14 protein-coding genes are annotated in these 22,648 nt (G+C 34.7%); 10 read left to right on the plus strand and 4 right to left on the minus strand.

Annotation, left to right across the window (positions count from 1 at the left end; genetic code table 11):
• Positions 1–457 precede the first annotated feature (457 nt).
• The 4 genes from F6K54_RS07675 (at position 458) to F6K54_RS07690 (ending at position 6,803) form a co-directional block, all read left to right on the plus strand.
• Positions 458–2,509 carry a tetratricopeptide repeat protein gene (locus tag F6K54_RS07675; RefSeq protein ID WP_293076164.1) on the plus strand — a complete coding sequence of 684 codons (2,052 nt, stop codon included), beginning with the start codon at positions 458–460 and terminating at the stop codon, positions 2,507–2,509.
• Positions 2,510–2,697: 188 nt separating this feature from the next.
• Positions 2,698–4,734: a tetratricopeptide repeat protein gene (locus F6K54_RS07680; RefSeq protein WP_293076166.1), complete on the plus strand. Its 2,037-nt coding sequence runs from the start codon at positions 2,698–2,700 to the stop codon at positions 4,732–4,734.
• Between the two features lie 191 nt (positions 4,735–4,925).
• Positions 4,926–5,561: a tetratricopeptide repeat protein gene (locus F6K54_RS07685; RefSeq protein ID WP_293076168.1), complete on the plus strand. Its 636-nt coding sequence runs from the start codon at positions 4,926–4,928 to the stop codon at positions 5,559–5,561.
• A gap of 144 nt (positions 5,562–5,705) precedes the next feature.
• Entirely contained in the window at positions 5,706–6,803 is a 1,098-nt protein-coding gene (locus F6K54_RS07690) for a DUF563 domain-containing protein (RefSeq protein WP_293076170.1), read from the plus strand.
• Positions 6,804–8,251: 1,448 nt separating this feature from the next.
• Here F6K54_RS07690 and F6K54_RS07695 read toward each other — a convergent pair.
• From F6K54_RS07695 to F6K54_RS07705, 3 genes are all read right to left on the minus strand, one after another.
• Entirely contained in the window at positions 8,252–8,401 is a 150-nt protein-coding gene (locus F6K54_RS07695; RefSeq protein ID WP_293076172.1) for a hypothetical protein, read from the minus strand.
• A 252-nt stretch (positions 8,402–8,653) separates the two neighbouring features.
• The gene (locus F6K54_RS07700; RefSeq protein WP_293076174.1) at positions 8,654–9,340 is read right to left on the minus strand and encodes a PspA/IM30 family protein; all 687 of its coding nucleotides are present in this window, start codon (positions 9,338–9,340) and stop codon (positions 8,654–8,656) included.
• A gap of 664 nt (positions 9,341–10,004) precedes the next feature.
• Positions 10,005–11,267 (minus strand): hypothetical protein, encoded by a 1,263-nt coding sequence (locus F6K54_RS07705; RefSeq protein WP_293076176.1) that lies wholly within the window; start codon positions 11,265–11,267, stop codon positions 10,005–10,007.
• 72 nt (positions 11,268–11,339) lie between these two features.
• Here F6K54_RS07705 and F6K54_RS07710 point away from each other — a divergent pair, with 72 nt between their 5' ends.
• Together F6K54_RS07710 and F6K54_RS07715 are read left to right on the plus strand one after the other, a co-directional pair.
• The gene (locus tag F6K54_RS07710) at positions 11,340–11,900 is read left to right on the plus strand and encodes a DUF721 domain-containing protein (protein WP_293076177.1); all 561 of its coding nucleotides are present in this window, start codon (positions 11,340–11,342) and stop codon (positions 11,898–11,900) included.
• Between the two features lie 750 nt (positions 11,901–12,650).
• A complete protein-coding gene (locus F6K54_RS07715; protein WP_293076179.1) occupies positions 12,651–12,866 on the plus strand; it encodes a hypothetical protein in 216 nt (71 codons plus the stop codon).
• Between the two features lie 190 nt (positions 12,867–13,056).
• Here F6K54_RS07715 and menB read toward each other — a convergent pair whose 3' ends face one another.
• The gene (gene menB / locus F6K54_RS07720; protein ID WP_293076216.1) at positions 13,057–13,890 is read right to left on the minus strand and encodes a 1,4-dihydroxy-2-naphthoyl-CoA synthase; all 834 of its coding nucleotides are present in this window, start codon (positions 13,888–13,890) and stop codon (positions 13,057–13,059) included.
• A gap of 223 nt (positions 13,891–14,113) precedes the next feature.
• Between menB and F6K54_RS07725 the strand changes: the two genes are divergently transcribed.
• From F6K54_RS07725 to F6K54_RS07740, 4 genes are all read left to right on the plus strand, one after another.
• On the plus strand, positions 14,114–14,584 hold the full coding sequence (locus F6K54_RS07725) for a nucleoside deaminase (protein ID WP_293076181.1): 471 nt from the start codon (positions 14,114–14,116) through the stop codon (positions 14,582–14,584).
• A 686-nt stretch (positions 14,585–15,270) separates the two neighbouring features.
• Complete coding sequence (locus F6K54_RS07730; RefSeq protein WP_293076183.1) at positions 15,271–15,993, plus strand: 1-acyl-sn-glycerol-3-phosphate acyltransferase; 723 nt, start codon at positions 15,271–15,273, stop codon at positions 15,991–15,993.
• Positions 15,994–16,433: 440 nt separating this feature from the next.
• Positions 16,434–16,847, plus strand: a complete 414-nt coding sequence (locus tag F6K54_RS07735) for a hypothetical protein (protein ID WP_293076185.1) — start codon at positions 16,434–16,436, stop codon at positions 16,845–16,847.
• A gap of 787 nt (positions 16,848–17,634) precedes the next feature.
• Complete coding sequence (locus F6K54_RS07740; RefSeq protein ID WP_293076187.1) at positions 17,635–21,012, plus strand: ATP-binding protein; 3,378 nt, start codon at positions 17,635–17,637, stop codon at positions 21,010–21,012.
• Positions 21,013–22,648: the final 1,636 nt, after the last annotated feature.

The following is a 22,648-nucleotide window of genomic DNA, read 5'->3' on the forward strand; positions in this document are numbered from 1 at the left end:
CTATTTTTCAGCAAAGTACGCGTCTTTAAGCTCTGAGAGTATATCTGGTTCAACGTCGCTTAAAAGCCTCTATCCCCGTGTCTCCGTTTCTCCGTGTCCCCGTGTCTATTGAGAATGAAACAGCCCTACCTCCTGGGAGGGGCGAGGGGTGGGTTGTCTCTTGTCTCCTGTCTCCTGTTTCCTACCCTAGCCAAAAGACTTTCCATACGCAAACCCTAATTAATGCTAACCAGCGTGCTAATAATGAAAAAAAGGGAGTAGGGGGTAGGGAATGGTAGGAAATTTCAGATAATTTAATGAGAATTGATATAACTTATTGAAATACAGTAAATTTTAGGAAGCGTGAGGTACAGTTTGAGACTAATCTATAATTTTTATTCATTCCCTGTTGCCTGTTGCCTGTTCCCTGTTCCCTAAAGCATAAAACTTTGTACCCGATCAACTGGAAAACTGCTGTATGTCTAATAATGAAAAGACAAAAAAACTAGCAATTAATTTCAACCAAATAGCAACATCTCATTTAGCCGAAGGAAAGTTAGATGAGGCTTATGCAGCTTGTATAAAAGCATTAAATAGCGAACCAGAATTTGCACCAGCTTGCAAAACTATGGGAGATATTTTTCAAGCACAAGGTGATATAGAAGCAGCAAAAAATTACTACAATAAGGCTATTCAAATACTACCTAATTTTGCTGAAGCTCATGCCAACTTAGGTAGTATGTATGCCAAACAACAGCAATGGGAACAAGCAATTTCAGCTTATGAAAAAGCCCTCAAAATTCAACCAAATTTAGCAGGAGTTTATCGAAATTTATCTAAAGTATGGCATAGTCTTGGTCAAGAAAAATTAGTCACAGAATGTAATTATCAAGCAGTTATTATAGAACCAGAATCATTGACAGCCACAGAACATCTAAATTTAGGAAAAAAACTTTTAGAGTTAGACAAAATAGAAGCAGCAATTAACTGTTACCGTAATGCTATTAAAATCAACCCCAATTTATCAGTAGCATATCAAAATTTAGGAGAAATTTTGAGTCAAAAGGGCGAGTTAGAAGAAGCATTAGTAGTTTTAAACCAAGGCATAAAATTAGCTCCTAAAAATCCTAGACTTTACTACTTACTAGGAACAGTTTTCCAAGAAAAAAAAGAATATGATTCAGCCCACTCCGCCTATAGTAGTGCGATAAAACTCAAACCAGAAAATCATTTATTCCACAAAAAATTAGGAGATGTCTTTCAAGAAAAAGGTGAGCTAGAAGAAGCGATCGCCTGTTACCAAAAATCGCTAGAAATCAATCCTAATTTTTTTTGGTCTTACTACAGTTTAGGTAATTTATATACTAAACAACAACGATGGGATGAAGCAATTGATGTTTACCACCAAGCAACTATTATTAACCCGAAATTTCATCGACTTTACTTCTACTTAGGCAATGCTTTTCTACACAAACTTCAAAATGATAAAGCTGTAGATGCTTACCTAGAAGCTATTAGATTAAAACCAGAACATCCTTGGTTTTCCAATTACTCAACATTATGGAAATTTCTGGTAAGTCAAGGGCAACTTCAGCCTATATTTAAGTTATATCAAAATGCCACTCAACTTAATCCAAAAAGTGTTTTGTGTTATCTAAACTTAGGAGAAATTTTTACAGAAATGGAAAATATAGATGCAGCAATTACCTGCTATAAAACTGCTTGTTATCATAAAATTAGCCAATCTCATCCAACTTTTGTTGAACAAAGCTGGAATTCCCAAAATACTAGGAGACCTCACTTTATTATTATTGGCGCTCAAAAGAGTGGCACAACTTCTTTAGAAAATTACATCGCTCAACATCCTCAAGTTTTACCAGCTATTAAGAAAGAGACTCATTTTTGGTATAGAGGTTTTAATAAAGGAATTGATTGGTATCTTGCTCATTTTCCTCCTATTCCAAAATCAAAAAATTTTATTACTGGTGAAGCTACTCCTAATTATCTGGAATATTATCAGTCTGCCAAACGAATATATAATGTATTTCCTGATGTAAAATTATTAATAATTTTCAGAAATCCTGTAGATAGAGCCGTTTCTCAATATTATCATTGGGTGAGAATAAAGAGAGAAAAACGGTCTTTTGAAGAAGCTATAAATTCTGAATTAGAAATGCTTTTAAAAAGTCCATATCGACCCCAGGGAAATCGAAACTACTGGCAGCAACAACCAGGAAATTATATAGGTAGAGGTGTTTATATAGAATTTATTCAGAAGTGGATGGAAATATTTCCTAGAGAACAATTTCTAATTTTGAAAGGAGAAGACCTTTATAAAAAACCTACTACTACTATGAAGCAAGTTTTTCATTTTTTGGGTTTGCCAGAATATCAACTGCCAAAATATAAAAAATTAAATTCTGGCTATTATAAACCGATTAGTCAATCTTTTCGTCAGAGGTTAAATGAATATTTTCAACCTCATAATCAGAGATTAGAAGAATATCTGGGGATAAAATTTAATTGGTAATATTAACTAGCTATTAGCTTTCAGGATTTAGCTATCAGCTAAAAATTCAAGGACTCGGCGTCCCCCAAACTTGAAAAATTAGTGGTGCACCTTTTATGGGGGTTTAAATCTCCTATTATACACCTTGAGAAGCTGATAGTTAATAGCTGACCGCTGACTGCTATTTCAAGTTAGGATTTAGGAAAAATATGTCTTCTACAAAAAATCAAGAAATAGCAACTATTCATTTAAACCAACAAGCAGAAATATATTTATCTCAAGGAAAGTTAGATGCAGCTCATGGAGCTTGTTTAAAAGCTCTAGAAATTTTCCCCAATTGTGGGGAAATTTATAAGACTATGGGTAATGTATTGCAGGCAATGGGAAAGTTAGAATTAGCTAAAAATTCTTATATCAAAGCAATTGAAGAAAATCCAACTCTAGCCGAAGCCTATGCAAATCTAGGCAGTATATATGCTAGGCAGCAGCAGTGGGAAGAAGCTATAAAATACTATCAAAAAGCTATTGAGATTAAACCAGATCGAGCAGGCTTTTATAGGAATTTTGCTAGAGTATGGCAGAGTTTAGGTAAGGAGCAGTTATCTGTAGAATGCAGTTATCAAGCAGTTATTTTGGAACCAACTTCAGCTACAGCAAAAGAATACTTTGATTTAGGAAATAAATTATTAGAATTAGGCAAATTAGAAGAGGCGATCGCTTGTTACAACCAGGCAATAAAATCAGATAAAAAGTTATCAGTAGCATACAATAAACTTGGAAATGCTTTAGTTCAAAAAGGGGAGATAGATGTAGCAATAACAGCGTACAATCAAGGGATACAAATAAGGCCAAACAATCCAAGATTACATTACAACTTAGGGGAAGCACTGACAATAAAACAAGAATATCAGCAAGCTACTATTGCTTTTAATCATGCTATAGAATTAAATCCCCATAATCATTTATTTTATAGAAAACTGGGAGATGTTTTACAAAAACAAGGTCTTTTAGATGAAGCGATCGCCTGTTTTATTCAAGTTTTACAAATTAAACCAGACCATCGGGATACCTACTTTAAAATAGCCGAAATTTTAGCACAAAAAAATTATCCAAGTGCTGCAGTTCAATGTAGATTGCATAAGCAATTATCAAAGAATGTATTAGAGAAGTTTTGTAAGTTAACAGGAGATTGGGAAGTTACTTCTAATTCCATAAGTACAATAAATCTAATCAAGATATATCCCCCTAATCAAATAGACTTATTGCCATCTCAAAATATAGAGAGAAAACTTCATCCAAATTTTCAAACGAAGCTAGTAGAATTAGCAGAAGAATTCATCGCAATTGTGCCAGAAGCACGAGTTTGGGGAGATGGATTAAATAGTGCCGTTATTACTTCAGATAATAAACTGGTAACAGATATATCCTCTGGTAATGGTGGGTTGATTATATCTTCGTCTAGATTACCTCCCATTCACAAGTTAAACGGAACAGTAGCATTTTTATCGGTTAAATTTGGAGGTGGTGGTTATTATCATTGGATGTTTGATATGGTTGCCAGGATACTTTTATTACATCAAAGCAGTATAGATATATCAAGTATAGATAAATTTATTGTTAATAAAATTCAGACAAGGTTTCACAAAGAAACTATCAAAAAGTTAGGAATTCCCCAAAATAAAATTATAGAGAGTTGTAATTATCCTCATATTCAAGCTGATAGATTAATAGTTCCATCAATTCCGGTTCAATTCGGATTTAGAACTACAAAATGGGCTTGTGAATCGTTGAAAAGTATATTTTTATCTCAACAAGTTAGCAGATCGTCATTGTATCCAGAGAAAATATATATAAGTCGTAGTCAAGCATTAAAGCGACGAGTAGTTAATGAAGAAAAAGTGGTTAACCTCTTAGAAAAATTTGGTTTTAAAACCATAGTCTTAGAATCAATTTCAATCCCAGAACAAGCATTATATTTAGCTAATGCTCGAGTAGTAGTAGCACCTCATGGTGCTGGATTAACTAACATTTTATTCTGTAATTCAGGAACTAAAATAATTGAATTTTTTGCTCCTGAATATATACTTGTGTGTTATTGGGTAATTAGTAATATATGTGGTTTGGAACATTACCACTTAATAGGTGAGGTTTTTGATGAGGGGTACTCTGGTAAACCAGTTAACAAAGATATTCTTGTTAATTTGGATAAACTCTTAAGCTTGCTGAAACTAGCAGAAGTGATTTAATTAGGGTTTGCTGAAAAAGTCTTATGGGTAAGAGTAGGAGACAGGAGACAGGAGACAGGAGAAATGGTTCGGGAGCGAGGAGGTAGGAGCGGGCGTTTTGTCCCTCAATTTTTCTGTCCGAAGGTTTGCCTTTTGTTTAAAAGCTCTAGAAATATTACCCAACTGTGGAGAAATTCATCATACTCTAGGTAATGTTATGCAAAAAAATGGGTAAGCTGGAATCAGCTAAAAAATGCTATCTAAAAGCAATTGAAGAAAATCATAATTTAGCAGAATCTTACGCAAATCTAGGTAGCATAAGTGCTAGACAACAGCAATGGGAACAAGCAATAAAATATTATGAAAAAGCTATTAGCATTAAACCAAATACAGCAGGTTTTTATCGGAATTTAGCTAAAATATGGCAGGGTTTAGGAAAAGAGCAGTTAGTAATAGAATGCAGCTATCAAGCAGTTATTTTGGAACCCACTTCAACTACAGCAAAAGAATACTTGGATTTAGGAAATAAATTATTAGAATTAGGCAGATTAGAAGAAGCGATCGCTTGTTACAACCAGGCAATAAAATCAGATAAAAATTTATCAGCAGCATACAATAAACTTGGAAATACTTTAATTCAAAAAGGGGATATAGATGCAGCAATAACTGTTTATAATCAGGGGATACAAATAAGGCCAAACAATCCAAGATTACATTACAACTTAGGGGAAGCACTGACAATAAAACAAGAATATCAGCAAGCTACTATTGCTTTTAATCATGCTATAGAATTAAATCCCCATAATCATTTATTTTATAGAAAACTGGGAGATGTTTTACAAAAATAAGGTCTTTTAGATGAAGCGATCGCCTGTTTTATTCAGGCTTTACAAATTAAACCTAATTATGGATATAGTTATAGTAAAATAGCTGATATTTTAGAAAAACAAACCTACACTGAAGCGGCGCAAAATTGTAGATTTCATAAGCATTTGCCAAGATATATATTAGAAAAATTTTGTCGATTAACAGAAGAGGATAAAGTTACTTCTAATTCTATAAGTAGAATAAATCGAATCAACATACATCCTTCTAATCAAATAGATTTATTGTTATCTCAAAATCTAGAAAAAAAACTTCATCCCGATCTACAAATGAATCAAGTAAAATCAGGAGAAGCATTCGTCACTATCGTTCCAGAAGCAAGAGCTTGGGGAGATGAATTAAATAGTGCCGTTATTACTTCCGATAATAAACTGGTAATAGATATATCTTCTGGTGCTGCCGAACTGATTATATCTTCACGAAAATTACCCCCTGTTTATCAGATAGATGGAACAGCAGCTTTTCTATCAGTTAGATGGGGTGGTGGTGGATATTATCATTGGATGTTTGATGTACTTGGGAGAATGTCTTTACTATATCAAAGCAGTATAGATATATCGAGTATAGATAAGTTTGTTTTCAATACAATACAGACAAAGTTTCAGATAGAAAGTATCAAAACTTTAGGAATTTCTCAAGACAAAATTATAGAGAGTAGCAATTATCCTCATCTCCATGCCCATAAATTAATAATTCCTTCAATTCCTTATGGGGAAAGATTTAGAAATACAAAGTGGGCTTGTGATTTTTTAAAAGAGACTTTTTTGTCAAAAAATCCCCTCAAATCATCATTAGGAGAGCGAATATATATAAGTCGTAAACAAGCATCAAAAAGACAAGTAGTGAATGAAGCAGAAGTAGTTAGTATGTTAGAAAAATTTGGTTTTAAAGTTATTATCTTAGAACTAATGTCAGTAGCAGAACAAGCATTATGTTTTGCTAATGCTAAAGTTGTAGTTGCACCTCATGGTGCAGGGTTAACTAACCTTGTCTTTTGTAGTTCTGGTACGAAAGTTATAGAATTTTTTAATTCTGAATATGTAGTTAAATGTTATTGGTTAATCAGCAATGTCTGTGGTTTGGAACATTACCATTTAATAGGTGATGAGTTTGATCAAGACTTTTCTATTAAACCAGGACAGAAAGATATTCTTGTTAATTCACAAAAACTATTAAACTTAATGAAATTAGCAAAAATCATCTGATTTACTTCACTCCAAGACAGAAGAGAAGAAAGGGAATAAAATCAATCGTATATTCAAGAATTTAGAATTTAGAATTTAGAATTTAGAATTACCTCTCCTTGAAAAGAGGAGGATTGGGTTATACCATTTTGAAAAAAGAATGTTACGAATAATAAAAATCATAAATAAACTTTCAAATAAAGTCTATTTGACGAAAAAGATAATTTAAAACATCAAAAATGGTATTAAATATATCCCCATACGAATTCTGGATTGCAGAATTGCTGGATTCTAAGAAATACCCTAGCTATTTGTAGCAAACATTTATCAAATTGGTATTATACCTTAATTTTTCGGTAAACATTCAGCTAGTTCACTGTCAGCTTTCAGCTCTCATAAGGGGGTTTAAATTAATATAGACTGTTTCAGACAGCTTTTTTAGTAAATATAAGTTATGGCTCAATTAGTAAAGTTTTTATCTAAAACTAAAAGCAATAGCTGAAATTCGTAGTTCCTCCGCAGGAGGCTGGCTGAAGTCCGCAGTTCCGACTGTAGGAGGCTAGCTGACGGCTGTTTGCGCAGCATTCCGCAGGAAATGCTTACATCGTATAATTAGGGCTTACCGATCTAATATTAAAGCATTGACTGATATTGGTTTGAAGAATTTTAGGTACTGCTGAAATACCAGCTTTTCGGTTGATGGAGCGGAAAAAGTGAGTATGGGTGGGGTAATGATGACAGAAAAACTCAGGGGCAACGCCTGAATGACTACCTCTTCTACAACTCCCCTAAATCCTATAGCGCTGTGCGCAGGCAACAGCTCCAGAAGGCAACAGCTCATCTGGGGGAATGAATTGCTGATAATATAAGACTTTTAGCTATTTGGCCCCTCCTGCAATTTGTAAATATACCAGCGCTCATTGCTATAATTAATAATTAACAATTAATAATTATCAACGTGCCCCTCCAGTTATTAGATCCAACTTCTTTTCTAGCTATTTTTCTTTGCTTTCTTGCTAAATTAGATTGAGATTTTCTATAAAATTTAGGAACAGAAACAGTCTCACCAGTATTAGTAGTCAAAAATTATTTTAAGCCGACATCAATGCCTGCAGCAGTTTTAATATTTTCTGTAGAAATTAAACTAGGAACTGACTTATCTTCTAAGCTAACACTCATATAATAACCATAAGACTTTTTGGTTATAGTTGCAGTTTTAATCGTAAACCCATATGGAATTGGTCTGTGAACTATTACTGGAATAGCACCAAGCCTACTAATAATTATTTGTTTACCATCAAATTTTATTATTCCTTTGGGATGATTAACTCTACTGAAACAAAATGACCTTAACTTTCCTGATTTTTTAAATCTTGGTTGTCCTCCACGTTTACCAGTTTTATCAGGTATTAGCCTTTCATGTCGGCTCTTAGCCGAAACGTTGCCAAGCTTTATCTAGTCTTTGTAAGTTAATTTGCTGGATTTCGTATGGATATTTCTTTGTAGTCAGGAAATAACTTTTTTGTCTGTTGAAGTGCAGACTGCTGAAAATAATAATCTGGTAACTCTTGAATCTCACCAATAGGACATAAAATTAATGAGCAACGGTAACTTGACATTTAGTTCTATTTAACCAATCTAGTCTTTGGCTATCACGCATAATTGTAATGTCTTCGCAGGAGTTCTAGCCAATAATCAATTTTGACTGACTGTTCACAATTAGGCTTAATTTTGTAGCAATGAGTAATTATCATAATTGTTCTACTACTCTTTATTGCTTGATTTAAACATCAATCAATACCTGTTTAATTTGCTGTTGGCAATTCCCCACCCGTTAAATCGGATATTATAACAGGAGACCCCTTGCCAAATCAAGTTGGATTTTGAGAATTAGTTCCCCCTGGCAAAATTTCCGCCTTCATCGCCTCTAACTCAGCCTCAATATCATTACCCTCCTCCAAAGAAGCAAATTGTTTTTCTAAACTATCAGTTCCCAACTCAGCGATCGCCTCAGACTTAGCCTCAAGCTGCATTACCTTCTCTTCCATCCTATCAAAAGCACTCAAAGCATTACCAGTATTCACAGTGCCCAAAATTTCATTTAACTTTTCCGAGGCCTTAGCAGAACGTGCCCTAGCAATATACATATTCTTTTTTATTTTAGCCTCACTAATTTTTTGTTCCAACTGTCTCATATTTTGCTTCAGCTTTTCCATTACCTGTTTTTGCTGTTCCACCTGAACTTTCATCGCTGCAGCAGTTTCTTGGTAAGACTTCCGTCTAGTTAGAGCTTCCCGTGCCAAATTTTCCTGACCTTTTTGCAAAGCCAACTGCGCTCTCCTATACCATTCATCTGCAGTAGACTGAGCTTGAGAATATTGTCGCTCTGTACGTTTTTGAGTAGCGATCGCCTGTGCCACTGCCTGGCGTAGTTTCACCAGGTCATTTTGCATATCTGCCACTGTCTGCTCCAGAACCTTCTCTGGATCTTCAGCACCAGAAATTAAAGTATTAATATTAGCACGAATTACCCGCAAAATACGGTCTAAAAGTCCCATAAAAACTATTCCTCTTCATTATTATTTATCTTAACGTTGGTTAAAGACCTGCCCTCTCCGCAGATCGGGAGCGTCGGGATGAATGCGAGCGCATTCCGCAGGAAAAGCCAATCAATAAGAGCGGTTCTTGCAATAGTATGCTATAAATAGTATAAGGCTGCTGGGCTAGCAGTGTCAGTCTGTGGAGCGCGCCTTTAGACCGAAAAGAGGCTCTGCCTTAGAGGCAGGTGCTATGAAGCAGAAAGCCCCTATCAGTGATTTTAGGGAATCCCGCATTGTAGCGTAAGCGCAACGTCGGGAAAATGTCAATATATTTTGATATTATCTATAGCAGGGAAAAGTAAAAAGTTGGAAAAACATTTCCCCTGATTTGAATAGTCATCCGTATAAGTCCTATGAAGACTTAAATTTCAAAGAGTGTTTCATTTCACCTATCAGTTATCACTACCTCTTGCTTCAGAAAGAGGCTTGAAATCTGGAATATTATCTTTCTCTTGGTCGATTGGATATGGCGCAGGTTTCGGAGCCATCCCTTTTTATCTCCTTAAAAGGGGAGGCTTTAGACCATAATTTTTCGATAAAAAATCGCCATCTATCCAAGAGCATTAGTTATGCAGGATGGTCAACTTTCCGCAGGTGGCTAAAATTATTTGCCTAAGTCATTTTAATAATTCTCAGGTGGTAACTTATAGTACTTCGCATCAAGTTTTTCCTGACGTAATTCTTGGAGAAATTCCTTCGCTTTTTCTGGCTCCCAAAAAGCTCCCATCTGTATCTTCATACCACTAGACGTTTCACGAAGATAAGCATCTGAGACTATTTGCTGTGCATTGTACAAAGACTCTTCATTTACATAATCTACAACAACATAATACCAACCATTCTCTGACTGTATAGGAGTAGTTATTTGAGAACTGTCAGAATTTTTTACTGTTGGAGATGGCACTGGAGAAGATGGAGCAGTTGCAACAGATTGTTGATTAGAAGATTGAGTAGACTGAGGCAATAAGGTGCTGCTGAGATTATCAAGTTCTGCACCTGGTTTATAAGTAGGTTGTGCCGCAGTATTAACACTTCCCGATATTGGAGGTGGTACCGCAGGTCTTAATGTTGCAGTTGGAGATGGAAACTGGCTAGGTTTAGGATTAACATTACTGAGGGTATTCAAATCTAAATCTACAAATTCTTGAGATGCCAAGTCAGGAGACTTTGGTAAAGGTTGCTCTTCTCTATTTTGACCATTACCAGCAGTAGTATCATCTGTATCTTTGTGAGCTGAAGCATCTTTTAAAAAACGGTCTAAACCAAGATTTTTCAGACCTGATGGGTTCATCACAACATAACCCAAAGTTGTACAAGAAATCAAAAATAGAAACATGGAAACTATTCCTAGAGGAGTAAACAAACTTGCTAAGTAAGTAGGTTGCTCCTGACGACGCGATTTTAATTTGTCTAAACTCTGTAGAAGTTTTTCTGAAGATTCAAGGTTGTCATCTGGCGCTGTGGAATTATCTGTACCTAGTTGAGATGTCTGTTTCTCGCCATTCCGATCTTCTGCATCACCTCTGTTGGCCATAGTAAGTTCTGATGGAGTTGGAGGTTCGATCTCTACTGGTGAATTTTTGTTAGCTGAAGTATTAGATATTTTAGAGTCTTCTAGTAATGATTTTGGTTCTGATAAAGGTAATGGGGATGTTGTTTGGTCATCTACTGGTGATACAGAGATTAATTCGGGTGTTTTATAAATTTGTTTATTACTATTTTGCTGAGAAACTTGTGATTGTTGTTCTGTTCGCCTGCGGTACTTGCGATATCTTGTTAATTCTGCTTCTAGTTGTACATCTAAACTGTCCATTACAGCTTGCAGAGTCGGATTCAATTGGTATGTAGAGCTTTTAGTGGACTTAACTAAAGAACTTTGACTCATTTGAGAACTCCTGTTACTGACTCAATAAATTTTATATTTGAGATAGAATTTCCCAACTATTGTAAAACGACTATGAATTTTCAATCTCTCAATCAGATTTTAGGCTATCTCAAAATTATGGAGCGATCGCCCCAACAACAACAGTTTCAAAAACTGATGGAGTATTGGGAACAAGTTTTAGGAGTTATGGCTACTCAAACTAAGCCTCTATATATAGACCGGGGAGTTTTATATGTTGCAACATCTAGTGCTGCTTTGTCTCAAGAACTTAGTTTTAGAGTGCCCCAACTTTTAGATAAGCTCAATCATTTTTTACCCACACCCCTAGACAATATCAGGTTTTCTGCTGCTCACTGGCATACAATTCATTCTCATAAATCAAGACAAACTGAAAAAAATGATTGGCTAGAGCATCCTAGCATGATTCCTCAATCTCAAAAAGCAACCTTGGAAGACTCAACTCAAAAAAATCAAAATCCTCAAACCACATTTAAAAATTGGGCTAAAGCTATCAATACCCGCTTTCAAGGTTTACCTCTATGTCCTCAATGCCAATGTCCTACACCCCCGGGAGAAATTGAACGTTGGTCAGTATGTGCAATTTGTGCCACTAAACAGTGGTCATCGACTTAAGCTTTAATTAGGGCTTGCTGATTAAATATCAAAGCATTTATAGGTAAAGGTTTTAACCTTTTTAGGACCGAAAAAAGTGCGCCTGTTTCAGCTCTTCACGCTCAAAAAGGAGCATATTTTAGGCGCATAGTTGGGCAGAACAATCTTGGGATAATTCTTAACTACTACCTCCTCGCTCATTCCCCGTTCCTCCTGTCTCCTGTCTTCCCCTCCACGGTCGGGGGAGGGGCGAGGGGTGGGTTGTCTCCTGTCTCCCCCTCCTGGGAGGGGGAGGGGCGAGGGGTAGGTTGTCTCCTACCCTCACCCATAAGACTTTTTCAGCAAGCCCTAATTATTTCATAATTTTAACTCCTAAAATGTAATTTAAAAGACAAAAATATTAATTTTTATATTGAGTCGGTGACTAAAAATTTTTGATGGTTTTTTTAGTCTATCTTTATGGGCTTTGATCCAAAAATACTTTCCATTACTGGGTTTAAATATTATCTATTTTACTTCGTTCTGACTTGGCTTTTAACTTGATCCCTATCAAGTTTACCAAGATAATGTATGAAACAATACATTTTCTCTTACTTGATTTTACATAAATGTTTCTGTTTATAAAGCAATTATAAAAATAATATAAATTTTATTTAATTGATAGGGATATTCAGAATCTAGGTGTCACAATAGATTTAATAGATTAACACCAGGAGTCACTGGGATTCAAAATAATTAAGATAGACTCAATTAAATTTAGGAAAATTTTTTATGAAACCCACTTTAGTTTGTCGTAATTGCCGATACTATTTACCAGAAGGAAGACGTGGTGGTGTTTGTCAAAAGTTAACTACACCAGTTGAAAGTCACTGGAAAGCTTGTTCATTAGCTTCATCTCCCTTCAATAAATCCTGCGAAAATATTGAAAGTATAGCTATCTGGAATCAGCAAATCGATCAAAATTTGGAAGTAGTTAGTTTGATCTAAAATCCAAGTTAAAAGCCTTGTTTCTTTTTTATTTCAAGAGATTTATTAGTTTATTTTTATAATAACAAGGTTGATATCCATTTTTTTAGGTCAACTAACTAACAAAATTGGAGTTGGTTATTATGAGAAATATAAGTTAATACATCAGTAACTTATCCATGTAAAAAAAAGCTACATTTTTATCCATCCTCTAAGGTAACCAAGGGTATCTACGAAAGTCTGGAGGTCGTTTTTCTAGGAATGCTTTTTTACCTTCAGCTCCTTCCTCTGTCATGTAGTAAAGAAGAGTGGCATTACCAGCTAATTCTTGTAAACCAGCTTGCCCATCACAGTCAGCATTAAAAGCAGCTTTGAGACAACGAATAGCGATCGGGCTTTTTTCCAGAATTTCTGAAGCCCACTTAATGCCCTCTATTTCCAGTTCCTCTATAGGTACAACACAGTTAACCAAGCCCATTTCCAAAGCTTCTTGAGCTGTATACTGCCGACAGAGGAACCAAATTTCTCGTGCCTTTTTCTGACCTACAATTCTAGCTAAATAACTGGCCCCAAAACCACCATCAAAACTACCTACTTTAGGTCCAGTTTGACCAAAAATTGCATTATCAGCAGCAATAGTTAAGTCACAAATAATATGCAAAACATGACCCCCTCCAATAGCATATCCAGCAACTAAAGCAATGACAACTTTGGGCATGGAACGAATTAAGCGTTGTAAGTCCAATACATTCAGTCGTGGTACTCCAGCCTCATCAACATAACCTGCTGTACCTCTTACACTTTGGTCCCCACCAGCGCAGAAAGCATACTTACCATCTGTGTGAGGTCCAGTACCTGTAAATAAAACTACTCCAATATTTGGGTCTTCACGAGCATCAACAAAAGCATCATAAAGTTCAAACACAGTTTTAGGACGAAAAGCATTGCGTTTGTGGGGACGATTAATAGTTATTTTTGCAATTCCATCAGTTTTGTGGTAAAAAATATCGCTATACTCTTTAACAATTTGCCACTTTATTTGCAAAGGCTGATTACTCATATTTTTAGAAGTTGATAGATATTTTGTTGATAATTCTATAATTACTTCAATATTTAATAATCTCCCCAATCCTTTGAGAAGTTAGAAATCAGAAGTCAGAAGTTAGAAATTATATAGAATCTGGTTACATAATCATATGTTGATAATTTCTTAAATTACTTCAACCTCCCCTACTCCCCTACTCCCCTACTCCCCTACTCCCAAATAGATGATTGACCATCCGAGCTATCTAGTCCATCGAAAGTGGATGAGCCGAGTATTAGAATTGGCCAAAATTGCTGGTAATGCTGGAGAAGTACCAGTTGCAGCTATAGTAGTTGACTCAGATGGCCAGTTGATTGCAGAAGCTCAAAACCGACGGGAGCGAGATTTTGACCCTACTGCTCATGCAGAAATATTGGCTTTGCGACAAGCGGGACAAATTTTGCGGAATTGGCACTTAAATCAATGTACTCTCTACGTTAATCTAGAACCTTGCCCGATGTGTACGGGGGCAATATTGCAGGCAAGAATAGGTTTATTGGTTTATGGAGCGGACGATCCGAAAACTGGCACAATACGGACTGTTGCTAATTTTCCAGATAGTGTTTTTTCTAATCATCGTCTAGCTGTATTGGGAGGAATAATGGAATCTGTTTGTCGTCAAGAATTACAGTCTTGGTTTGCTCGCCTTCGGTAAATAATACCAATTTGATAAATATTTGCTACATTTTCTTGAGCGGGGGAGTGGGTGAGTAGGGGAGTGAGGGAGTGGGGGAGTGGGGGAGTAGGGGAGTAGTAAAAATAAGAATAATTAACAATAACTAGCTAATAATTATCAAAAAAATTATTCAGTCTGTGTTAATTACTTAATAATTTAAGTACCATTTAAGTATAGAATTCTTTTTTCAAATTGGTATAAGAAAGGGAATTATTTTGTGGTGAAACCTACTATCCACAATGACAGGTAATGAGCAATTTTTGTGTTGATCGAGTAAAGTAACTAACTTTAGACTTTTTGCAGAAGTCAGGGAATAGGGAATAGGGAATAGAGAGATGAAATTGTTTATTTCATAGTGTTGAATTGATTTAATTAACACTTTTGCAAGAAGTCTTTTGAAAGTAATACAAAATCCGGTGGTAAAACCAACTTTTCAAGATTGATTAAACCTTTTTATATCAAGCAGTTACGCTATGAAAGTAAGAGATTTATGAAAACCGGATTGAGTATAAAATAGGCACAGAAAAATCAAAAAGATGATAACTGAGGTGTTAATTTATATATAGTTGACAGTAGAATAAGTGTCATTTAATAATGCCACTAGAGCAGGAATAAAATTTAGCTTAGAGTCAAGAAATCAAGTTAGATGATTAAGCTAAAAAATTATGATAAATCTTGACTTTATTCAAGCTTTTTTAAGGAAAGTACATTCTCCAGTAAATTCAAAATATTCCAGCATTTCTCCTTGGTTAGCATCTTTGTCTTATTTTTTAGGTAGTCACATAGTAATGCCGTTTTATTTTCGTAGAATAAATATTATTGGAAAAGAAAATATTCCGAAAGATGGACCTGTGATTTTAGCTCCCACTCATCGTTCTCGTTGGGATGGGTTAATCATACCTTATGCTACAGGTAGGTTAGTGACTGGTCGAGACCTAAGATTTATGGTTAGTATGGATGAAATGAAAGGTTTACAAGGATGGTTGATTAGACATTTGGGCGGGTTTCCTGTTAATCCGAAAAATCCGGCAGTTTCTTGTTTTCGCCATGGAGTAGAATTAATGTTAAAGAGAGAAATGTTAGTGATGTTTCCTGAAGGTAAAATTTATCGGGATAATCAAGTTCATTCTCTCAAAACAGGATTAGCTAGAATAGGGTTACAAGCTGAATCTGATCGACAAAATCTTGATGTTCAAATAGTGCCTATATCTTTGAATTATAATCCAGTTATTCCACGCCGTGGTTGTAATGTTATGGTTCGTATTGGTGTTCCTTTATCTGTAAAAGATTATATTTATGGCTCAGGGAAAAAGCAGGCACAAAATTTAACTATGGATTTAGAAGCAGCGCTTAAAAATATAGATAGACATTCAACAATTAACAATTAACAATTAATAATTAATAATTATTGCTCTGCTGATTAAATATAAAAGTCTTTACTGATATTGGTTTTAGGTTTTTTAGGTAGTGAAAAAGTATCTCTGTTTTCTTCTAAGAATGCTCAAAAATTGAGTATTTGGGTAAGAATTGGGTAGACTTGAGCCTGGGATAATTTTTCCTTTGTATGTCTTCTACAACCCCTGATTCCTCTTGAGTTTTCACTACTCCCTACTCCCCTCCTGGGAGGGGCGAGGGGTGGGTCCCTACTCCCTGTCGAGCGCAAAAAGACTTATTCAGCAAGCCCTAATTAATAATTAACAATTACATTTTCAAAAAATGGATAGAATTTGCGAACAAGGTTTTTTGGATTTATCTATTCTTTAAAGCAGAGGCTATAAATCTTGATTACTTGGTAAATCAGAGAAGAAAGAAGGAGAATATTTTGTATATGAAGCCAGTATTGAAAAAAATTATACCTAATTTTCAATCTAGCCAAATTGTTTGCTTGGAGTATGAAAATACTTGTTTATATGCAGAAGTAATTCAAGTATTAGAAAAACGCAAAATGTGTTGGGTTCGTCCTTTGCTATTGAAATTATCTGCTTCAGAAGTTGGGTGTGAAAATCATCAAAACAATTTAGAAAAATCAAGTTTATGGGATTTACGAGATGGTGCTGATTTGGTTTGGCCACTATGTTTATTCAGGGAAGCTATTGATACAGAGTTTATGCCACTTTTGACTGAATTAGAATTCCTTGATAGTGAAGAGAAAAATCTGCAAATTTCACATCAAAAATTACAACATTTTGTGAGGAAAGTTTGGCAGGCTTATCCTGATGTTTTTCCCTTAATTCAGGATTGATATTTGGAATATTTGAGCAGTAATCAATCTAGCAATTAATCGATGTTATTTGTAAGCATTCAGCAGTCAGCTATCAGCTAGCCTCCTATGGTCGGAACTGCGTTATCAGCTTTATTAATCAGGACTTACGCAAAGACACTGTGTATAGAGTCCAGTAACTATTGGACAATAGTTATGAGTACTATATATAGCGTATCTGCGTAAGTCCTATTAATTTTAGTGAACAATTTAAGCTTGCTGTTCTTGTGCTTAAATTCTTTGTTTAAAAATGTCGTAGAAGTTAAGCAAATGCTTGTTTCATTTATTAAAAAGCTGTTTGCGTAGCATTCCGCACCGAAGAGCTGAACGCTAATAGCTGAATGCTTACCCCGGAAGCGGGCAAGATACTCGCACTGGGAAAATTTAATTGTTAATATTTGTACTTCATATATAGCATTTTCAAGTTACTAAGGCACAGTTGTTCTTTTTGTTTTCTATTCCCTACTCCCTAAAGCAAAGGAATTTTGTACCTCACGCTTCTTGAGAATTGCTATAGTATATAGTGAACAAAAAACTATAATAATCTTATTTTAGTTAGACATAAAATATCTTCAAATTAAGGAGGATCTGAACTGAGAATATCAAATACGGGAAAATAATTTCTGAATTTCGGTCTATTTCTTCTTTTTTATAAATTATTTAAGACTGCTATATAACCTTATAAATATCTAGTGTTTAGCACTCATGCGTTTTCTTTTCAAAGAGGGGTGATTGTTAATTATTAATTATTAATTATTAATTGTTGAATATGTCTTTCAAATTTTTGACTAAATTAGTTGCTCAAATTTACGGAAAAGTGCCCCTCCGTATCACTCTAATAGTGCCATTTGTAGTGCAAATTTTTGGGGTAGTAAGTGTAGTGGGATATATTTCTATGAGAAATGGCCAGAGAGCAGTTAATGATGTAGTTACTCAACTTTTGAATGAACAAGTTGCTAGAGTTGAACAAAGTTTACAAGCTTATCTTCATGTTCCTCATCAGGTTAATCAAATTAATGCTGCTGCTATTCGTAATGGTCAATTAGATTTAGAAAATACCTCTCAATTAGAAAATTATTTTTGGCAACAACTACAAATATTTGATGTTTTAACTTTTACGGGATTAGGGTTAGAAAGTAAAGTTAATTTGGGGGCGGAAAGATTTGATAATGATACTCTGACTGTGAGAGTTTCAACTCAAGAAAGTAACTATATTTTTGAAACTTATTCTACAAATCAATTTGGTGAGCGGGTTGAGTTATTAAGTAGTATTAAATTCAACCCGCGCACTCGACCTTGGTATAAAGCTGCTGTGGCGAGTGGTCAACCTATTTGGAGTGAAATTTATCCTAATACTGCTGGTATTACGGCTTATCTTGGTGCATCGATGCCTTTTTATAATCAGCAGGGAAAATTGCAGGGTGTATTACTAACTAATATTAATCTTTCACAAATTGGCGATTTTTTAGGTGGTCTTAGAATTGGTAAAACAGGACAAGTTTTTATTATTGAACGTTCGGGAATGTTAGTGGCAACTTCTACAGGTGAAAAGCCTTTTCATACTATGAATAAAGCTTACGGAGCCAAACGAGTTAAAGCTACTGAAAGCCAGAATGATTTGACTAAAGCTACAGCAAAATATTTAGCCAAAGAGTTTAACTTCAATAAATCAATTAATAGTCAACAATATCTAGAATTTAAGTTTGATGGTCAACGAGAGTTTATTAATGTCAAACCTTTTCAAGATAAGTATGGTTTAGATTGGTTAATTGTAGTAGTAATTCCAGAAACAGATTTTCTAGAACAAATATATCAACAGACCAAGATTACGATTGTACTTTGTCTATTAGCTTTACTTTTAGCAACGGCAATTGGAGTTTTAACATCTCGTTGGTTGGTGCAGCCAATTTTACAATTGAAAGATGCAGCTACCGCTTTATCAGAAGGAGAATTTAATCAGATAATAAATTTACAACGTGAGGATGAAGTAGGTGTCCTTGGTAAAGCTTTTAATTCTATGGCTTTTCAGTTAAGAAATTCCTTTGATATTCTCAAAACTAAGAATGAACAACTAGAACGTTTAGATAAATTAAAAGATGAATTTTTAGCTAATACATCCCATGAACTTCGTACTCCTTTAAATGGAATTATTGGCATTGCAGAATCATTGATAGATGGAGCAGCAGGAAAATTGCCATCCCAAGTTAAAACTAATCTTTCTATAATTGCTACTTCTGGTAGAAGATTATCAAATTTGATTAACGATATTCTAGATTTTTCTAAACTTAAACATCGAAATATTGAATTGCAAATAAAGCCGGTGGGAATTAGAGAACTAACAGAAATAGTGCTGACTCTTTCTCGTCCCATGATTGGCAAAAAGTCTTTACAACTAATTAATTCTATTAGCCATGATATGCCGTTTGTGGATGCTGATGAAAATCGACTCCAGCAAATCTTTTATAACTTAATTGGCAATGCAATTAAATTTACTGAGTCAGGTACTGTTGAAGTATCGGCTAAACTTTTAGAAAATCAAGAAATTGAATCTACTAATCAACTTTCCCTACTAGAAATTACTATTGCTGATACAGGTATTGGCATTCCAGAGGATAAATTAGAGAGAGTTTTTGAATCATTTGAACAAGCAGATGGCTCTACAGCTAGAGAATATGGTGGAACAGGTTTGGGTTTAGCTATTACCAAAAAATTAGTAGAATTACATGGTGGTAATTTATCTGTTTCATCAGTAGTAGGAGTCGGTTCTAAGTTTAAATTTACTTTGCCAATATCTCAAAATAAAACAGTTGATTTTCCACAACTTTCTTGCCCTTTACCAATATCTTTAATTACAGAATTGGGGCAAAAAAATCAAGATATAGCTTTAGAAGGTTTAGTAGCCGAAAGTGGAGACTTTAAAATTTTAATTGTGGATGATGAACCAGTAAATCTCCAAGTTATTAGAAATAATCTAGCTTTACAAAATTATGCTATTACTCAAGCTAATAATGGTATTGAAGCATTAGAAATAATTGAAAATGGCTTAATTCCAGATTTAATTTTACTGGATGTAATGATGCCTCACATGACAGGTTATGAAGTGACAAAGAAGCTGAGAGAAAAATTTTTACAAAGTGAATTACCAATTGTAATGTTAACAGCAAAGCCATTAATTTCTGATTTAGTAGAAGGTTTTCTTTCTGGAGCAAATGATTACTTGACTAAACCTTTTTCTAAACCAGAATTACTTGCCAGAATTAAAACTCATATTCGTTTAGCTAAAATAAATGCTGCTTATGGTCGTTTTGTTCCCCATAGTTTTTTACACTTTTTAAAGCGCGAGAGTATTGTGGATGTCAAATTAGGGGATAATGTCAAGAAAAAAATGTCAATTTTATTCTCTGATATTCGCTCTTTCACAACCTTAAGTGAAACTATGACTCCAGAGGAAAACTTTAAATTTATTAATGCTTATTTGTCTCGAATGGAACCAGCAATTTTAGATAATGAAGGGTTTATTGATAAGTATATTGGTGATGCCATTATGGCTCTTTTTGGTAGAAGGGCAGATGATGCAGTTAGTGCCGGAATTAATATGTTAAAAAGTCTGAATTTATATAATCAAGAACGCCAAAAAATCCAGCAGCAACCTATTAAAATTGGCATTGGAATCAATACCGGCAACCTAATGTTAGGAACTGTGGGAGGTGGTAAAAGAATTGATGGTACAGTAATCAGTGATGCTGTTAATTTAGCCTCTCGTTTAGAAAATTTAACTAAGTTCTATGGAGCTAATATTTTAATCAGTGGAAATACTTTATTTGATTTAGAAGAATTCGATAAATATAATTATCGTTTTTTAGATAGAGTTAAAGTAAAAGGGAAAAAAGAAGCAGTTGCAGTATTTGAAATTTTGGATGGAGATACTGAAGCACAAAAGCAATTAAAAATTCAAACCAAAACTGAATTTGAAGAAGCTATTCTTCTTTATTATCAACAGAAATATTCAGCAGCAAAAGAAATTTTCTTAAATATTTTTCACATCAACCCTGAAGACAAAGTTGTAAAACTTTATCTCAAACGTTGTAAAAAATCTCAAATTTACGGCATTCCAGAAGAATGGAAAAAAGAGATATTCAACAATTAATAATTAATAATTAATAATTAATAATTAATTATTAATTATTAGGGCTTGCTGATTAAATCTAAAAGCATTGACGTATAAAGACTTTAGCCTTTTTTTTGTCGAAAAAAGTGCGCCTATTTAAGTCTAATATCATGTCCGGTAGCATCGTTTGTGTATAAAATTAAGGTGACGATAGGAGAAAACCTTCTGCCTCCTGCCTTCTGCCTTCTGCCTTCCTTCCACCAAAGTCTAATTATTCAACCGGACATGATATAAAACGCTCAAAAAGTTAGTGTTTTAGGCGCATAGTTGGGCAGAAAAATCTTGGGAAAATTCTTACTCCTACCTGCTCTAAATTCCCCGTTCCTCCTGTCTCCTGTCTCCTGTCTCCTGTCTCCTACCTTTACCCATAAGACTTTTTCAGCAAACCCTAATTACCTCTTCTTTTCAAGGAGAGGATTTACTCAAAGGAAAATTTTTTCTTCTTTCTCCTTTAAAGAGGAGACTTTAAACCTTAATTAGGGCTTGCTGATTAAATCTAAAAGCATTGACATATAAAGACTAAAGCCTTTTTGGAGTCGAAAAAAGTGCAAATTTTTCAGCTATTTATGCTCAAAAAGTTAGTATTTTAGGTGCATAGTTGGGCAGAAAAATCATTCTTACAATTCTTTCTCCTATCTCCTATAAATTCCAATTCCTCCTGTCTCCTGTCTCCTGTCTCCTGTCTCCTACCCCTACCACTCATACTTTTTCAGCAAGCCCTAATTATTCGGTAATTACAGTTATCAGTTATCAGTACCTCTAGCTGTTTGCGCAGCATGACAAACGGAAAGCGAGAGGCTTGAAATCTGAAATATTGGGTGCATCTCATATTTGCAAAAATATTTTTTTCTTATTCCCTATTCCCTATTCCCTGTTCCCTGTTCCCTAAAAGCGATAAATTTTTGGCTTTATTCACGCATTGAGATGCACCCGAAATATTCTCTTTTTTTATCCCCTTAAAAGGGGAAGCTTTAGACCATAATTTTTCGGTAATTACAGATAAATAAGGTTTGCTGAAAAAGCCTGGCTATTTCATTCTAAACTGTGCCATTTTATGTATTGACAAAACCACCTTATTTCAAGCTTGAGGAAATTTATCTTTCGCTGTCTGAAAATCAATAAATTCATTGTTAATATCTAGAATGAAATGACCCTGGCTGAAAAAGTATTTTTAAGGAGTAGAAAGTAGTTAGGAGAAACGAGGAATTATAGAGGAGATAGTCCGATATATTTGTCCCTTGATTTTTCTGCTATTGCTATCAGCGTAGAAAGCATTTAAACCTAAGTCAATTCCTGCTAAATTACTTCCAAAATTATCAGTTTCTTTTCTTTCTACATTTACGAGGAATTGACAATAATAACCGTGACTCACGTCTGACAACCCTAACACGACTTATACCAGTTCCCAAAAATAATGCTTTACTTCATTAAAGCTTCAGTTCTTAATTAGGGTTTGCTGAAAAAGTCTTTTTGCTGGGGATAGGAGACAGGAGACAACCCACCCCTAACCCCTCCCAGGAGGGGAAGACAGGAGAAATGGGAATGAGCGAGGAGGTAGGATTCAACAATTAATAATTAATAATTAATAATTAATAATTACCTCTCAAAAAAAAAG

Source organism: Okeania sp. SIO3B5 (genome assembly GCF_010692555.1).
In the GTDB taxonomy this organism is placed as follows: domain Bacteria; phylum Cyanobacteriota; class Cyanobacteriia; order Cyanobacteriales; family Microcoleaceae; genus Okeania.

Coding starts and splice junctions, on each gene's coding strand:
- F6K54_RS07675 (WP_293076164.1), top strand. CDS start 458: ATGTCTAATAATGAAAAGACAAAAAAACTAGCAATTAATTTCAACCAA.
- F6K54_RS07680 (WP_293076166.1), top strand. CDS start 2,698: ATGTCTTCTACAAAAAATCAAGAAATAGCAACTATTCATTTAAACCAA.
- F6K54_RS07685 (WP_293076168.1), top strand. CDS start 4,926: ATGTTATGCAAAAAAATGGGTAAGCTGGAATCAGCTAAAAAATGCTAT.
- F6K54_RS07695 (WP_293076172.1), bottom strand. CDS start 8,401: ATGTCAAGTTACCGTTGCTCATTAATTTTATGTCCTATTGGTGAGATT.
- F6K54_RS07700 (WP_293076174.1), bottom strand. CDS start 9,340: ATGGGACTTTTAGACCGTATTTTGCGGGTAATTCGTGCTAATATTAAT.
- F6K54_RS07705 (WP_293076176.1), bottom strand. CDS start 11,267: ATGAGTCAAAGTTCTTTAGTTAAGTCCACTAAAAGCTCTACATACCAA.
- F6K54_RS07710 (WP_293076177.1), top strand. CDS start 11,340: ATGAATTTTCAATCTCTCAATCAGATTTTAGGCTATCTCAAAATTATG.
- F6K54_RS07715 (WP_293076179.1), top strand. CDS start 12,651: ATGAAACCCACTTTAGTTTGTCGTAATTGCCGATACTATTTACCAGAA.
- F6K54_RS07725 (WP_293076181.1), top strand. CDS start 14,114: ATGATTGACCATCCGAGCTATCTAGTCCATCGAAAGTGGATGAGCCGA.
- F6K54_RS07730 (WP_293076183.1), top strand. CDS start 15,271: ATGATAAATCTTGACTTTATTCAAGCTTTTTTAAGGAAAGTACATTCT.
- F6K54_RS07735 (WP_293076185.1), top strand. CDS start 16,434: ATGAAGCCAGTATTGAAAAAAATTATACCTAATTTTCAATCTAGCCAA.
- F6K54_RS07740 (WP_293076187.1), top strand. CDS start 17,635: ATGTCTTTCAAATTTTTGACTAAATTAGTTGCTCAAATTTACGGAAAA.